Origin of the sequence: Taibaiella lutea (assembly GCF_008629695.1) — a bacterium.
In the GTDB taxonomy this organism is placed as follows: Bacteria; Bacteroidota; Bacteroidia; order Chitinophagales; family Chitinophagaceae; genus Taibaiella; species Taibaiella lutea.
On the sequence record NZ_VWSH01000001.1, the window covers coordinates 1,552,109 to 1,570,110 of the forward strand.

General features: G+C 39.7%; 8 protein-coding genes. All 8 read right to left on the reverse strand.

The genetic code is table 11. The annotated features are described in order from the left end of the window. Positions 1 to 679: 679 nt before the first annotated feature. The 8 genes from F0919_RS06675 to F0919_RS06710 all read right to left on the reverse strand — a co-directional run bounded on the left by F0919_RS06675 (position 680) and on the right by F0919_RS06710 (position 17,816). Positions 680 to 7,720 carry a T9SS type A sorting domain-containing protein gene (locus F0919_RS06675; protein WP_190277291.1) on the reverse strand — a complete coding sequence of 2,347 codons (7,041 nt, stop codon included), beginning with the start codon at positions 7,718 to 7,720 and terminating at the stop codon, positions 680 to 682. Between the two features lie 971 nt (positions 7,721 to 8,691). Beyond that, positions 8,692 to 9,180 (reverse strand): 2-amino-4-hydroxy-6-hydroxymethyldihydropteridine diphosphokinase, encoded by a 489-nt coding sequence (folK, locus tag F0919_RS06680; protein WP_150031931.1) that lies wholly within the window; start codon positions 9,178 to 9,180, stop codon positions 8,692 to 8,694. Between the two features lie 23 nt (positions 9,181 to 9,203). Continuing rightward, positions 9,204 to 9,761 carry a 3'-5' exonuclease gene (locus F0919_RS06685; RefSeq protein WP_150031932.1) on the reverse strand — a complete coding sequence of 186 codons (558 nt, stop codon included), beginning with the start codon at positions 9,759 to 9,761 and terminating at the stop codon, positions 9,204 to 9,206. Positions 9,762 to 9,767: 6 nt separating this feature from the next. Beyond that, on the reverse strand, positions 9,768 to 10,277 hold the full coding sequence (locus tag F0919_RS06690) for a DUF2480 family protein (RefSeq protein ID WP_150031933.1): 510 nt from the start codon (positions 10,275 to 10,277) through the stop codon (positions 9,768 to 9,770). Between the two features lie 85 nt (positions 10,278 to 10,362). Continuing rightward, positions 10,363 to 11,163 carry a DUF3108 domain-containing protein gene (locus tag F0919_RS06695; RefSeq protein WP_150031934.1) on the reverse strand — a complete coding sequence of 267 codons (801 nt, stop codon included), beginning with the start codon at positions 11,161 to 11,163 and terminating at the stop codon, positions 10,363 to 10,365. 43 nt (positions 11,164 to 11,206) lie between these two features. Continuing rightward, entirely contained in the window at positions 11,207 to 13,000 is a 1,794-nt protein-coding gene (locus F0919_RS06700; protein WP_190277292.1) for a tetratricopeptide repeat protein, read from the reverse strand. A gap of 423 nt (positions 13,001 to 13,423) precedes the next feature. Next, positions 13,424 to 14,854, reverse strand: a complete 1,431-nt coding sequence (locus F0919_RS06705; RefSeq protein WP_150031936.1) for a hypothetical protein — start codon at positions 14,852 to 14,854, stop codon at positions 13,424 to 13,426. Between the two features lie 160 nt (positions 14,855 to 15,014). Next, complete coding sequence (locus F0919_RS06710; protein WP_150031937.1) at positions 15,015 to 17,816, reverse strand: TonB-dependent receptor; 2,802 nt, start codon at positions 17,814 to 17,816, stop codon at positions 15,015 to 15,017. Positions 17,817 to 18,002 lie beyond the last annotated feature (186 nt).

An 18,002-nucleotide genomic window follows, 5' to 3' on the forward strand; every position in this document is an offset into this window, starting at 1 on the left:
CTTGGATAAATTTTTGAGGTTAAATAATTTGGTTAAAAAAAAGGATCAGGTATTTATTCATGGAATAAATGCCCTTGGAAAAAAAAGAAAAAGAATCTGGTGGTTAAACTCTCAGTATAATTGTGGTTAAAATTTTTACTGCAGCTGCAGCTAAATAAACAGTTTTAACCCTAATAAGTTTTATTTTAGTTTATGTATTCTCAAACCAATCAGGGTTGAATTTTTACGGTTATAATTAAACAGAATAGCTCTTTATTGCTTTATAACCGATGAATTACTAGAGTACCTGAAGGCAATGCCCTCATATAAATACAGTATCATTTGATAAAAATAACTATCTCCCGAACTGCTTTACCTGTGTAATATCAACTACCTGAATCACTACTTTATCATCGTTCTCGGCGTTTATTGAAACATTCAATAAACGGGTAACGGCATTGGGACTTGCAATCAATGAAAACCCTTCAAAATAATTTTACTGATAATACCACAACATCGCAATAAACAGATTTTGTCATTCAGAGCTTCATATTCAGAAACTTAAAAAGATATACTTCATTTCGTTCATACTTCCCTGTGTCCAGACGGCATTTCGAGGCTGATAAAATTTTGTATGCTGTTTTAATTAAGAGGCTGCCATCTTTTGACAGCCTCTTAATTTCAAACTGAAAAGCAGCGATTATTGTTTGTTCATTTTTATTGTTTCGCTATGTGAATCATCCACATATTTCAACAAATAGATGCCATCAGCTACTTCATGCATATCAAGTGTTGCAGTATTACCTGCCACTTTTATTTGCCTGATAATACGTCCGGAAACATCCATAAGCATTAATTGTGCATTGCTGCCTTGTGTGCCTGATACTTTAATGTTTACCAGGTCTTTGGCCGGGTTAGGATACGCTTCTACTACAAAATCATTTGCAGTATGTACCATAAGCGTAACAGTTTTACTAAAGTCCTGATTTCCTTTAGTATCTGTCATCAGCAAACGATACTGATTCATACCTGATGCCGGATTTTCATCGTAGAAAGTATAGGCGCCTTTACCGATTGCTGCAACTGTGCCTATGCCTGAGAAGTTACGTCCATCTGTACTACGTTGAACAGTGAATTTATCTCCTATACTTTCTTTGGCAGTTGACCAATCCAAACGATTGCGTTTGCCTTCATTAACACCTGTAAAATCCAGCAATTTAATTTCAAGTGGTATTGCACCGCCTGCGTAAATAAAGAAAGTAGAGAAACCTGGAGTGTTCACAGTAATTTCCCACCAGCTTTTCGCCGCATTCCAGTTAACAGAAGTCGGTGTCAGCATTATGCCTCCGGTACCTGGTGTTGCAGTAGCATACTTGGCAACCTTAACATTTGCAATATTAGGATCACTATTGCTACCTGTAACAGGCAAATGAAGCGCACTTGCACCTGCTGCAGTGTTGTATGCATCAAACTCACCTTGCGTAGCATATAGCGTAACCATTGCCGGACCATTGGTCGCCGGTGTAATGGTATAATGGCGCTGTACATAAGGAGCACTGTTATAGGTTTGTACTGTCGGGTCAATTGTTACGCTTGCAGTAACTGCACCAAGCGAATTGCCGGAGGTTGTAATGCCTGCAATAAGATCACAGGAGCCATCTGTATAAAGATAAGAGGTACCTGATGCTTGTGTGTTATTACCACTTGTACCTGTAGGTGCGAGTGTTGGAACAGCGTTAACTGTGACCGGAACCACGTTGGAAGTTAAAGGACAACCCATCGCTGTTGTTGAACAGGTATAATTTGTATTAACAGTTGGATTTTTAACCAATGGATTGGTCGTTCCGACTGTAGTGCTTCCGTCGCTCCACGAATAGGCTTGTGTATTTGGAGTAGCCTTTATTGAAACGTTATCAAGTAACCAACCATAATATGTAACACTGCCATCTGATAGAATCCTGAATCTGATTTTGAACTGAGAAGTCAATGCAGCGGCAGGGATATATATTAATTCATTCTTCCACAAAGTATTATTAGGCAGAGATGAAGAACCTGCGCCGAAAGCTGTAATCCAGTCAGGATAGCTAAAAGCAGAGAATCCAACCTGTGAATTATATAAATTGGTTGCACCGCCTCCATAGCTTGATGCAGGGAAGGTTGTCCAGTTCGTACCACCATCACTGGAGTATTCTACAATACCTTTATCAGAAAAGGCTGCATAACTTTCAAGACAAGCAATGTGCGAAAAAGTAAGAACTGCACCTGTAGAGGTACTCAAATCAACATTCGCATTCATAGTCAGGCTCACATCTGCATTAAAGCTTGATGTTTTGAACAACATCGACGCTGCTCCTGACTTAAAGTAAGTTATATCTTGGGTAGCACTTGCGACACCTGATACTGCGCTTGTACTAAATGTTGAAACAGGAAACGTTGTTTCAAAACCTTCAGTAGTTGTAGGTATATAAACCTGCATATTCAGACTTGTAGCACTTCCCAAACAAATAGTTGACGGAGTAGCAGTAGCCATTGAAGTAACAACAGATAAAGGATCATTTACTATTACATTAACTGTATCGATAGTTGTACAACCACCATCTACACCGGTAATGGTATAAGTATAAGTACCTCCGACAGTCGGAGTTACGGTTACCGGAGTAGATAAGCTACCTGCTACACTTGTAGGAATACCGCTTCCGGCAGAAGGCGTAGCTGTCCATGTGAGGCTATAGGTATTTGAAGAACCTGTTTGCGCAACAGATAGACTTGTACTTCCACCTACACAGGTTAATGAAGTATTACTTGCCGATGCAATCAGAGGATTACTTGTAAACGAAACCGATACAGGTGTACGGGGGCTTTCGCAACCGCCTGTTCCTAATTCAGAAACATAGAACGTAGTAGCGCTTGGTATAGAACTTTGATAAGTTGTATAACCCGGAACTATATTATTTGTTTTAATGATCAAATTATCCAATGCAAAACCTCCGGCAATACCTCCGCTGCGAGCTTTAAAGATATGTGACCATGTAGATTTATTAGCATTTATGAAGGCCGCCGGCAATTGAACATTGGTAAATATTGGATTGCCTGCAAGTGATAATGAAATTTGTCCGGCTGCATTTATAGAAACAGTAACATGACTTGTTTGTGATGTAGCACTGGTAGGTATCCAACTTACATCAGGAACATAGGCTAAAACACCCGGTGTTGTACTGGTATAATTTGTCGAAGAGCCATCTGCTGTTGCATTATACATTACATATATACCTTTCCCGTTATTGCCGTTTATTGCATCGTAGGTATCAAAGCTAACTTTCAGCTTCGTACCGGTTCCATGTTCTGCACCAGGAGATGTACTGCTTGCAGAGCCATCGTCAGAGAAACTGTAGCTAAGTCCGTCTGCTACATCAGTACCTGTAGACGTAACTGTCATATCAAAATCAACCTGATATTGATTAGAATTAACATTACTCGCATTTACGGTCAATCCGCCTGCCTGACTTGTGGTTGCAGGTGTCAATGCCAGACTACCCGATGCAATTGCAGCATTACCTGTTATTGAAGAGTTGCTCAATGTAGCAGAAGAAAAGTCGTTGGTATAATAATTACTTAAAGGACCATATGCTTCACCTTGTAACTTATTACCACCGGTTGGCGCATCATACCAATAAAAAGTTCCTGAACCTGCAGCGCCGGCAGTAGAAGCTACGGAAGCGGTTGGAATACCGGCACCGCATTGTGAACTGTTGGTAGCAGCCGGAGCTGTTGGCAAAGCAATTGTGTTGACTGTAACCGGATTGGTAACAAAAGGACATCCTGAAGCCGTTATTGTAGCCGTATAAGTAGTATTGCTGCTGACATTTACACTTAAGGGGTTCGTAGTTCCGACAACTGTACTTCCGTTTGAAAAAGAATACGCTGTAGCCGGCGCCGGTAATTGACCTGTAAAAATAATATTAGGCCTTGTTGCGTATGCAGTTCCCGCATTGGTACTGTGATTTGCTACTACTGTATTGGCAACAGTGGTAGTATAATACGTTTGTGCATTGGTTGATGCGTCAATGCCACTATAGCTTAGATCCACTATTACGTTAGATGCACCATCCCAGTTATATGGAGTTGTAAAGGTAATCTTGTTAAATCCTATAGCATGCGTATAATTTGCAGCAGGGAATACCGGAGTATATCCTGAAGTGGAAACATAACCAGTTAATGAAGTAGCATTTGTGGCACCCATCAATACGGTATAATTTGTATTGGATGCACTGGAGCCTATGGTATTAACTTTGAAAGTAATAGCAGATATCTGACCTGCAGAAAGCCCTGCAGCTATCAAATCTGCAGCCGTGTATAAAATCTGCATATGGAATGTCGGCCATCTGTTACCAAAAGCCGTTACATCGTCATTATCCCCTGTCAAGGTAGTACCTGCTCCAATGGATGAAGCATCGCCGGGAGATGCTAAAACTGCACTTAAAGTTGTAGCATTGCCTGTACATACCGTTGTTTGAGAAGCGCTCAAAATTGCGTTGGCACCCAAAAATGGATTATCATTATAATCTGTTCCGGTCTGTGTTTTAGTCAGGCCATTTGCATCTGTTGCGGTTATTGACCATGAAACCGTAGCATTAACAGGAGATACGGTAGGAATTGTTCCGGACCAGTTATTACCGATTGTATTAGTCATACTTACAGCAGGTTGAGCCGTTCCGTTAACTGAGTAATTAATAACAACTGTAGATATCGCAGCACCACCCGGTGTTACAGTAGCAGTAACTGTACGTGTAACGTTTGTACATTGATTTCCTGTCGGAGAGATAGCTAAATTGCTAATAGTTGCTGCAGCACGGGTACCAAATACATAGTAACCCAACAGACTTGTCAGGCCCGGGTTTGTAGTAGTTATAGATGTAGCAGTAACTACAGGTGTAGTTCCTCCAACTAATCCATATGCTCCTGTTAATGTACTGCTTCCTGCAATAGCATCAGCAGAACCAGGTGCATCATACAAGCGCATGTTGCCACTTGTAAAGTTTGCAGCTCCATTTGTAGCACTTATTGCCCAATATCTGTTGGAATTGATTGCGCTTATACTTGTGCCTGCAGCACCACCGGAACCTGCATCAATTGCTTCAGCAGAAATTGTCACAGTACCACCTGCGTTAGTTAAAGGGTTAATCAATTCCATTTGATTATAAGTGCCTTTACCAATCGGGAACAGATAGGTTGAGCCTGTTGCAAGACTTGCAGGCAGGCTTCTTGCAACTGCTCCTTTAACATATGCAGTTGCAGAACCTCCGGTAACACCACCTGTTGCGGTATTTGCAACAGATATCGTATTTCCTGAATTATTCAATATACCCGCAGTCATTGCCAATACACCACTGGTACCTAAAGTTCTGCTGAATGGAATATTAACCACATTATTCGGAGCAGTAGCAGTATTATTAATAGTTAAGCTGGCAGGGCCATTTGTGGTCGGGAATTCTATTGCATTAGCTGTTTGAGTGCCGGCTGTTCCATTATATATTAATTTACCTGAAGTAGCATTATAAGAAACAGTACCTGTACCTGTAACGTTACCATTGGAAATAGTTAAAGTAGCACCATCATTTACTAATAAGTTACCGGTAAGGTTAACACCGGCAGCATTGTTGATCCTTACATTAAGGGCCCCTGTACCCATTGTTCCTATGGTTGCATTCTGAGCTGCAGTACCATTGAATTCCAAAGTATTGCTGGTTCCATTTGCATCCAATGTACCACCGGTCTGATTAAAGTTACCGGCAAGCTTTACACTGCCGGCACCAGCAATCTGAAGTGTACCACCACTCAGGTTTATGTTTCCTAATACTGTTAATACACCACTGGAAACAGGACGAATATTTCCAGTACCGGACGCTACGATATTAAGGTTACCGTTAATAGTAACCGTGGATGAAGTAAACAACCCGAGGTTAGCGGTTAAGGTAGTTGTGTTAATAGTAACGTTACCAAGTGGCGTAGAACTATTGGATACACCTGTTCCTGTAGTTCCGCCCGATAAAGTTATGTTAGAGTTGTTATTCCATGTAGCAGTCGGGATATAAGTATCAGATGTTGTATAACCTGATGCGTTATAATTGGAACCGAAAGCAAAATTTAAGGTAGTTGTACTTCCCACTAATAATGCAGTAGATGAAGCAGCCGTAGAATTTACTGTACCACCTGTTTGCACGGTCACCAATGTTCCGGTGCCACCTGTGGTAGTAACTTTATTGCCGGTACCGCCTCCTAATGTAAGTGTACCTGAAATGCTTCCTGTATTACCGGTACCTGTAAACACTATAGCAATTGCGTTAGTGGCATGGTTCATGATAAGGCTGCTTCCTGCAGTGATATCAAGATCATTTCCTGCACCGCCTGTTATGGTTAAAGTACGTGTAGTCGAGGAAGAAGACTGAAGGTTAACAACAGTGCTGTTAGTAATTCTTAAAAGGCCGATAGATGCACTTGCACTTATATTGATTGTAGCAGCAGTACCCGATGTTGTACCATCACCATCAATGATCAATGCATCTGTTGCATCAGCAACTGTTCTTGCTGCACCTGAACCATCTGCAATTGTATTCCAGTTGGTACCTGTATTGAAATCCGCACCACCGGTTCCAACCCAATAATATGTAGCCGCAGCTGAAGTTGGTTGTGTTCCATTCAATGATGTAGCACTTAAAGCGCCTTCACTTACAGAAAAAACCTTCCAGAAATAGTTTGTTCCCGGAACAAGGCCTGTTACTGCAAGTAGATTAGTTCCGACGTTTACCGTATTTACATAGTTATAGTTAGTACCATCTGTTGAATTATAAACTACATATTTCACGATACCTGTAGCTGGAGAAGGCTCTGTCCAGTTTAATGTCATTGCACTGGCAGCTACAGATGTAAAGGTCAAATTGGAAGGGGCAACTACCGACGGAGCCGTGAATATATATTGCGTCCTGCTTCCATCAGCATTTGAGTTCAAACCAGCCAAAGGGCCTAATGCTGTAACAGACGGATTACCCGCATAAGGAGATGTTGTGGAGACTGTTTGTGTTGCATATAAAACTGAAGCAAAAGCTCCGCTTGCAGAACCTGTATAAAATCCGATATGCGGCGCCCTGTTACCTCCTGCTCCAGCAGTTGTTACATCTGTTGCGGACATGGTACCATATACATATTGGATCTTTCCTGTAGATTCATACATCCTCATTTGAAAAGTGGATGTTCCTGCAGCGGCGGCAGAAGTGTAAAACAAGGTCATGTTCTGAAATTCTATGACAAGCACACGGTTAGGCGCAGTTCCGATAAGTTTGTAATGTATTTTACCATTTGTACCGGTCCTCATATCACCACAAAAAGGTGAAAGCCTGGGCGCAGTAGAAGTTCCGCCTGCAATAGTATAAGTATTGGTTGAAGGCGCAGTACCGCCTAATTGCACGATCCCATCTTCCTGAACACCAAATTGAGTATATCTGCTACCCATAAAGAAGAAGTCAAATCCGATATTGGTTACAGCCGAAGCACCGGCATCCACACCGGAAGCAACAAGTTGAGTGGTTCCCGTGCTCATATCAATCGGGTTGGCATTCAAGTCTACAGCCATTGAGCCCGTTAAATTGGTTGAAAAAGCGTAGTTGACGGTTGATTGTGCCCACGCTACACCATTTGTGCCAAAGAAAGCAATCATCATTAGCAATATGCTGAGCCTTCTTTTCATTCTAAGTGTATAAATTTTATACATAAGATTGGTTTTTGGTTAAATAATTTTTTAATTAAGAAGAGTTTTGCAAACAAAGCGATTTTAAAAAACGAAAAACAGCAAACTTTATAACGCCGGATCCTGTCTTATCAATTGTTGCAATAATTATATCATTCTAATTCTTCAGGCTGCCTGATATTAAAGGTGACTATCCCTCATTTCTATACTGAGCCTAATCAGTCAATTGTTTCGCATGTTCTTTTGCCATAATGGAGTTTACCGGTTAAATAAAATGATTGGTTTTTAGAAAAAATTTCAAGGCATTCCAGTTGTTATTTGGATGCCTGGAAAAACATTAATAATTTTAAAAGAGTAAAGAGTTAAATTTTATTGGTCGATATAAATATAGAAATAGCTTTTTTAATATCAAACCGTGCAAAAATCACTTATTGATATTTTATTATCCATACACTATGTATTTTAATAAACGTAATATATAAATATTCTGATTACTTATGCCGATGATTAAAATCAATTTGTTAACAAATGCATAATGTTATCTTAACACCACATCATCATGCAGTCCATTAAAATGTAGTTTAATTTAATTACAACCGATATCTCTAAACAGTTAATAGACAATGACTTAATAGAAAAGGACATTATTATACTACATGAATATTATTTCATTTTATTGTTATTCGTATCTAAGCAAAGTGTTATTTACTCTTTTTCTGAGTAAAGGAGAGTTGAAATATAGATATTTCGAGATTTTATCAGAATTGTCTATGTTTTCATTTAACTCAATTTGATATAAATAAAATATATAAAACAACAGTAGTTAAATGTCGGCGCGTAGTATTTATTGTAAATGATACACACAATAAAGCAATGTTTTATTGTGTGTATGAAGAGAAAATCAAACTGTAATCAATATGAATTTCCATCTATCACAATGAACAGATGTATTAATCAGGAGAAGGAAGGGATTATTTACCGGTAACAGGAGTAGCTTTCAGCTTATCTTTAGATTGCTTCAGCAACTGCTTATTGCTTACAAGGAAGACAGGGTGCAACATATCGGGGGCAATTTCGGAAAGAGGCGCCAATACGAAATTTCGCTCCTGCATTAAGGGGTGTGGAACTATAAGTTCCGGAAGACGGATAATCTTATCTTCAAAATAAATGATGTCAATGTCAATAGCTCTTACGCCCCATTTATCCTGCCTTACTCTTCCTAACTTTGCTTCGATAGCATGAATGGATTTCAGCAAATCCAATGGCGGCAATAAAGTCTTTATTAAAACGGCCTGATTTAAATGCGCAGGAAGATCTTCGTTGCCCCAGGCTTCTGTTTCGAATACGGAAGAAGTTTGTTCAATAAAGCCAATATGCTCTTCCAACTCCCGAATAGCTTTGGCAAGCTGTTCTTCCCTGTTACCAAGATTGCTGCCTGTCAACAAAAAAACGGAATACATAAAAAGGAAAGATTTAATGCTTACTAACTTTGTTGCGGTTGTTTAGCCGGATGTAATAATTCCATTTCCTGAACCATGGCGGCAGATTTACCTTCAAGGTGCATCATGAACAATTGGGCGCATGCTTTCGCATCTGACAATGCATTGTGATGGATCAATTCAATGTTATACTGATTGCAAAGGAGAGAAAGTTTCCTTTTATATATTTCGACGGTACAATGCTGTTGAAACCGGACTCTTGGTAATTTGTAATATTCCAGAGTATGCCTGAGGCTTGTACAATCAAAAGAGGCATTATGCGCCACTACATGCTGGCCGGAGATATAAGGTTTTATTTGCGGCCAGATAGCTGCAAAATCGGGCGCTTCGGCGGTATCTTTTTTTGTAATGCCATGTACTCTTGAATTGCCCCAATGATATTCATTACCGGGAGGCTGCACCAGTATTTCCAATTCTTTTACAATAACACCTTGTTCCACACGAACCAGACCAACCTGGCAGATGCTCCAAAATTTCCCGTTTGCCGTCTCAAAATCTATTGCCGTAAAATTGGCTAATGAGGAAAAATCCTTCAAATGCATGTAAATTTATTTTCTTTTAAACACAGGTACTGTCGAACAAGGCTCACCATACATCAGGCTTTTAACCACGGGTCTTAATTTTTGAGTAATAGCAACAAAGGCCGCTTCGGGCAGGCTCCTGTCACCGCAACCTTTAATGACTACTCTTTTATCAATATATTCTTCTACGCTGATTTCTTCAATTGATTTTAATATCAGATGCTGCAACAATGCATCTTCTGTACCAAAATACACATTATTTGCAAAAGGATGCAATGAAGATGCGACTAACATATACGCCCACATCGGAATAATGGCATCTGCAGTACAAACGACAGCAACATGCTTACCTTCATATTGTTGCCAATCGTGTTCCGTAACAAATTGCCTGAAGTCCTTTTCTTTCACAATCATCTCCTTAAATAAAAACGGCTTTAAATCGAAAGTTGCTATTAAATCTGCTGAAGGTATATATTGTTCTAGGTTCAAAGTAATAATTCCGCTATCGGCCACTTTATTTACTATAATGCTATCCATGTTCAAACTGATATGCTGTTTTCAGGAAGCAAAATTACGCAATAATATTCCGGCAAATGGTAAACAATAGGACTATTGTAAAAAGCTATCCTTTTTTAATCAGGGAAGTAAGGGGAAATTTGAGGCCGGAATAGTCAATCATATCGACTTTTACGCTCCCTACGAGAATCGGACTGTTTACACGGAGCGGGATATGGTTTTTATCATCGCTTACCCAAACTTCCATATCTTCCCCACCTTTGAAAATGGTGCCTTTTATAAGCAGAGGGGCAATTTTTATAGCATTGAATGTACCATATTTTGTTTTTACTTTTGTTTTCCCGATGTAACGGATATAAAGGTCATATACTTTATCATCCAAAAACATGGAGAAAGGAATTTTAGTGCCGGGCTTCAGATTGTCGTAGTCAATGTTGCGGGCAAAATAAATGGCGGAAAGCACATCCTTTACGCATTTGGGCACATCAAATGTCTTTTTGTTTGAGTAAGCTTTTTGTTTTTCCTGATCAAAAGATACGTTATTGGTAAACTTATAACCGCCTTCATCTACATTACGTACAAATTTAAGCGGCCATAGGTTGTCCGTTCTCATAAATGTCTCATACTTATCTCTCACCCTGAATATCCAGTCATAGGAGCTATAGGTGTTTCCGATAGCTGTTATATGAAAGACGGATTGGCCATTCAATGTTTCCTGCTGGGTATTGAAGGTGGCTTCACCTGCCGGAACCCATAATGCACTGAGGTTATAATAAACTTTAAAAGTGAGTAGTTCTCCGGATTTAAGGCAAATACTTTTAACATCGCAAAAATCATTTTGCGCATGTACGTATTGAGGAATAAAAAAGAGCCATGTAACAATTAAGGTACTGCGAAATATATTCATACTGTTTCTGACACAAAAATGAAATGAAAGTTTAGCGTTCTTTTCAGGATGCGGCTTTATTCAGTTTCAATTTTTGATATTTGACCCTTGCTATCTGGATAAAGGTACTGCCGGGAAAATCTGTTATTAATTTCTCATAATAAGTAATGGCTTTCGGAATGTCTTTCAATTGTTCTTCATAAACAGAGGCAAGTTTATATACGGCATCATCTGCCAGCACATCATCGCCGTATTTTGTTACAATTGTTTCCAGAAAAGCAATACCGTCTGCATTGCGTCCTTCTTCCAATGCTATTTTGCTGCGCTGCATCAGTATATCGTCCTGCAAGGCGCTTTCGGAAAAATGTGTGGCTATACTGTCCAGCAATATATCCGATTCTTTAGTCTTATTCTGAAATAATAAAAGGTCAGCAACGGCAAAGCGCATTAAGGGAACAAGATTGCTGTCGGCCGGTGTATTTTCAGTGATTAATACGGAAAGGTATAGGGCATCATTGGCAATAAGCTCTGTTGTGGAAGCTTTCAGTACGGATAACTGCGTTTGTGCCCAGGTAAAATCGCCCCGGTAGTAAGCGAGCTTTGCATTTCTGAAACGGGCTTCTTCGCCTAACTGGTCTTCTTTAAAATCTTTATCTACCTGCGAATACAGTAATGTAGCGTCCCAAACTTTATCTTTCAATATGTAATAATCGCCTAAATCGAGTTTACAATAGCCTATAAAGTCATTACGGACATTAGGTGCAGCAATAGCCTTCTCCAGTGCGGCAATGGCAGTATCTACATTGCCTGCAAAACGAGCCTGTACTTTAGCATATATACGAACGAGGGGTGAGGTAAAGTATTGCGGATAAGCGGTAAAGCAATCATGAAACTCGCGTAAAACTTCCTTTAACAAAAGCGGGTCAACGGGCTTTTTCATTTCGAGCTGCGCAACCAGTGTTTTTATTTTGCCCAATCTTGCCAGCTCATACATTTGCTGTTCGGGGCCTTTGTCTATTATATACTGATAAGCTTTCAAAGCAATGATATACTGACCTTCGGCAGCTATATTATCACCAAAACGAAGCACGCGTTCGCCCGATTCGCCGAGGTTTTTATCAATAGCTGTTATTTGCTTGTATGCTCCTTCATAATCTCCTTTCTGAATATACATCCATGTGAGCAATTCGTTCCAGTAAGGATTGGAGGGATCGCCTGAAATACGTTTTAAGATCTGCTTATGGACTATTGCAAGTTTCTTGTCGTCACCGTCAATGAGTTGCAGCAAGGATGATTTTATGTTATCGAGTTCATTGGGTTGTGTTGTCAGCACATCCATCATGGCGTTGGAAGCGTCTTCGGTATTGCCTTCTTTTCCGTAAAGCAAGGCCAGTTGGGTGCCGAACAAATACTGGTTTTGCATCAATACTCTTGCGCGTTTATATGTTTTGATGGCATATTCGTTATTGCCTAAATGTGCAAAAGCATCGGCAATCTTCAATGTATTAAAATCATCGCCGCTTACTTTTTCCAATGCGAGATCAAATTGTTCTGCCGCTTTCTTTTTTTTACCTGCAAGGGCATATACATTTCCCAAATCAATCAATACCGTAGGGTCTTCCCTTCTGATTTTGGACATGTAAAGTACCAAAGCTTCTGCATCATCGTATCTGGTGGCCAACAATAAAGCATCGAGATATTCATTGTAGGCATCTTTGTCAAAAGGGGCATAATCATACAGCTCTTTCAATATGGGAATAGCTTTTTCATATTCCTTGCCTTGCATAAACTGACGGGCAAGGGCAAGCTGCTTTTGTTCCTGTGTCTGCTGCTGTGCATTTGCATGATTGCAAAACAAACATGAAAAAAAGAGAAAAAAGGCTATTATTTTATATCGCTTCCGTTGCATTAATAAGGTTATTACTGATTGCTAATGTACGAATATTTGCGGGAGCGGTGGAATAGCATAAGGGAGAGATTATCCTTAATAAGTATTTAACGCTCTCCGGGAACAGATGCAGACTCTAAATGCTGTTTACATTACCTTGAATTACACTCTTATGCTGTCTGCAAATTGCGCATGGTTTCTGCAATTTTATAAATGGACTTTGCATCTTTGGGAACGCGCGTTGAAACTTTTCACATGCACATTAAATCTTTGGGAACGGAGCAATTTGTGAAGCGGTAAGACGATTATTCAAAATATAAAAAAAACCTTCGGAGATAAATCCGAAGGTTTTTGATTCCAATGGTGAAGGAATTACAGTTATGCGTATGATTATTAATATGCAGTGTTTTCAGCAGCCCAGTTTGTCCAGTTTGCAGTCCAGTCAGTTGAACCGTCAAATGCACCAACATAAGTTGTAGTAGCAGTAAACATAGTAAGACCTGTAAAGCTTGCAGCACCCAATGCAGGAGAAGTAGAGCTTAACAAGAAGTTAGGACGACCTGCAGAAGCAGAAACGGCAGGAGAATATTTGAAAGGATCAACTAAACCCGCTTTATATGTACTATCCAGAATCTGGTTGTTATTAGCACCTACATAAGTTACCAAATCAGCCTGGAAAGAAGCTGTAGAAGCTTTAAGCGGAGTTGTGCAACCTGCAATGATGTTGTTTTTGAATTGCAATGTACCTGCAGTTAAATTACCTGAAGTAGATGTTCCTTTTGTATCATCGATATACAAACCATTAGGGTAACCCATAATGATAGAGTTGTAAATAGAGATAGAAGAGTTACGACGGATTTGAGCTGCCCAAACGTAGTTAGCGTTGATTGCTGTATTCAGTTGCGCCATTGGCCCAACAATTGTCATGTTAGAGAAGTTAGCTTTAGTTTGCGGTGCGTTGGTAGAACCGTTTGCATCGTTATCAGACTCAAAGCTTTCAGATTTACTTTGGTCAGCGATGGTAGGAACACGCAAAGCAACACCAAATTGTACGTTACCGGAGAAACCGTTATCTGTATCGAAATCATCATCCCATGTATAAGCAGCTACAAGGTGATCGCAGTTTACTGTACCGCCAAACCACTCGTAAGCATCATCACCGGAACGGTAAACTTCTACGTAGCTGATAGTAGTACCACTACCAACGCCACCCATTGTCAAACCGTTGATTTCATTATCAGGAGAATAAGCGATACCTGCAAATTCAATACGTACATATTTGATTATACCTGAGTTGTCAGCAGCGTTTGTACCACCAAACCAGATGTATTCTGTTTCTTTAGAAGCATCTGTTGGTACTAAACCACCTTCGATTCTTGCTGTACCACCTGTTGGATTGATTGGAGCGCTACCCAAGATGATAACACCACCCCAATCGGCTTCGCGACGTGCACCTGCAGGTTGGTTAGATGTAAAAATGATTGGTTTGTCAACAGTACCCTGAGCATCAATTTTACCGGTACGGGTAATAACCAAAGTTCCTTTGCTGGCTTTATCACCTTTGATGATAGTTCCTGCAGGGATTGTCAATGTTGCTCCGTCTTTTACATATACGAATCCTTGCAACAAATATTTTCTGTCAGCAGACAAAGTCATATTGGTTGTAATGTCGCCAGAAAGGATAATAACGGCGTTAGGATCAGTTGTGTCAGTTGTGTCAGTTGTGTCAACCGGTGGCGGAGGTACTACGATAGGGTTCTTTTTGTCACAAGATGCCATATATAAGGCTATGGCGCCAAAGCTAAGCAGGACAAGCTTTTTCATAATTTTCTGTTTTGTAATTTGAAGCAAAAGTAGCGGGCCATTGTTACCGAAATATTACGTCATTATTATGCCTGTATGAACATTTCAGATGGCTGAGGGGACAAAAACAAAAAGGGCAACGCTTTACGCATTGCCCTTTTCAGTTATTTTATAATAAGACTTAGAATTTCAAAGCGTAAGTCAGAGAAATAGTTCTTCCCGGTTTATACTGTTGATATATCATATCTTTTGTCGGGTCAATATTGCCATCAGCAGTCAGACCTGCACCTGAAAATTTCTTATCGTTATCCTGGTCAAAATAGAATACTATAGGATTATTGAAAAGGTCTTTCATGTTCAACCTGAATTCGCTGCGCTTGGTTACATTGTAGCTTATCTGCAGATCCATAAGGTTACGGGATCTTTCATATACGTGTCCTAAAGCATTACCACCTACAAGATACAATCTCTGACCGATACGGTTATATAGCAAATTAAAGTTCAATTTACCGTTTAAGGCTGCATAGCTAAGACCACTGTTTATGGAATAAGGCGCTTGTCCGGCCATCGGGCGGTCTGTAACCAGTTTGTTTGCAACAACTGAAATGGTATCATAAGTAACTTTAGACTGAATGATAGCAACATTGGTATAGAAAGTAACATCTTTCAGGAAAGATTTAGGTGCAATAAAGGCAAGGTTCTTCCTGATTTCAAATTCAAGCCCTGCATCATAAGCTTTCTGGAAGTTCTCAGGCTTAATTTCGTAGATACTGAATGCGTACACTTTATTTTCAATCTGCTGATCAAAGTTTTTATAGAAGACAGATGCGGATAGTACACCACCTTTTTCCATATACCACTCATATCTTAAGTCGAAGTTGTTGATATGTGTGCGTTGCAAAGCAGGGTTACCCAAAATGTTTGCAGACAATTCGTAATCATAGTAGCCTAAGTTAGTTAATTCACGCAATTCAGGACGGGCAAGGCTTCTGAAATAAGATGCTCTCAGGTTTGCCTGGTCGCTCAAGCTATATGTAAGGTTTACGGAAGGCAAGATGTCAGTCCATGTCTGGTCTGCTTCTGTTTTGTCAACGGAATTTACAACGATGTTGTATGATTCTAAACGTGCTCCCCATACAGCTCTGAACTTATCTGTAAACTTATTGTCAATCATAGCATAACCACCCATTGTTTTTGCAGTTGCATCATAAGCATCTGCATTACCTGATTGATCCAAAAGTGTGTAATAACCCTGGTCAATAGCATCTTGTCCGAATAAAGTACCTATTGGTCTTGCTTCAATATCAGCAGCACCCAATTTACTTTCATTCATTTGCAAGCCCAAATAGCGGTTGTTGAAACTACGTGTTCTGTACTGGCCAAATGCACCAATCTTAATGCTGGTCTTTTTAAATAAAGAAACAGGTTGAATATAATTAAGAGCAGCGTTAACTACACTCTCATTCATATCACTGAATAATCTGTTGTTTGATTTACCGATTGAAGATAGTTGTGCAATATATTGCTGGCTGATATCATCGTATGAGTATGCTACTTTACGTTGATCGGGTTGATTATTATTAATATAGTTGTAAGATACTAACCAATCAATTTTGGCATCTTTTTTACCTATTGAGTGTGTTCCGTCCAATGAAGCCTTAAATAAGGATTTTTGAATCAGGTCATAAGCATAATATCTTATATCGGAAGAGTTACTGTTGTTAGTACCTTCACGATAAAGGAAGTTGTCGTCAAAATTGCGGTTGTAAAGTGTTTTCAGATTAAACTTGCTTTTACCTACGTAATAACCAAGGTTCAATAAACCACCAAGATTTGTAGAATACACATAGTTATTGTCTGTATAATTATAATCACCGTATTGACGCAAAAGGTTTGGTTTAATGTTTTCGCTATGATTATAGGTCACTGCTGCGGTAACACCAAAACGACTATTGCCCTTCAGGTTATACAAACGTCCTACAGAACCCTGCAGATTTATCTGAGGTAATGCACTGTGTTCGCGAACGCCATAATCATTGTTCAATGCATTGATGTAAGGAATGGAACCTTTTCCCGGATCAGGATAGGTAGATAAAGTCTGAAGACTTTGAGATGTCGGAAAATAAGGACTCAACTGACGTTTACCGTTATCAAAACCTAAGAAATCGGTTGGAGAACGATAGCCTGACTGGAATTTTTTGAAAGTAGATGCGGTGTTTATACCGGTACCGATAGAGAAATTGTTGAAATTCTCTTCAGGAACTTCTTTGGTAAGGATATTTATGGCGCCGCCTGCAAAATCTCCCGGCAAATCAGGGGTAGCTGCTTTTGTGATGATGATATTATCAATCATGTTAGCAGGAATGATATCGAATGAGAAGGCCTTACGGTTAGGCTCCGTACTTGGCAAAGGCGCACCGTCAACCATTGCTGTATTGTAACGGTCACTCATACCGCGAATTACCACAAATTTATTATCGACAATTGTTGTTCCGCTGATTCTTTTCAATACATCACCTGTACTGCGGTCAGGAGATTTCCTAATAACGTCTGCAGAGATACCGTCGGATACGGCAACTGCATTTTTTTGCATGGTATAAAGTGCACTTACCGATTCCTTCTTCATAGAAGACTGGATTACAACTTCTTCCAGGTCGGTGCTTGCTTTATCGCTCATGGTAATATCCATTTTGGTATTCTTACCATTTACTACAACGATTTCGGTTACTCTTTGTGTCTGAAACCCCATGTACTTTACTTCGATTTCATAAGTGCCTGCTTCGGCTTCGAAGACATAGTGTCCGTCCACATCTGTTATAGCGCTTAACAACGGGATGTCGGCGCCTTCTTTAAATAAAGAAACAGTCACACCAATGAGTGTTTCTGCAGTAGTACTGTCCGTGACGGTACCCTGAATATTTCCATTTGCAAATGCCTGTGCAGTAATGACTAAGCACAGAATAAGAGAGAATAACTTACGCATAACTATGTTATATAGAATTTGAGTGCAAAAGTCGACTCTCAATATTACCACAGCATTAGCTGTATGTTACGACTGAGTTACCTTAATGTTACGTAAATATTAACAGGCGTAATAATGAAGCCAATATGTAATATTTAAATTTACCTGACAATCTGATGCTGTTTACAGGTAAAAGTTTTGAAGACA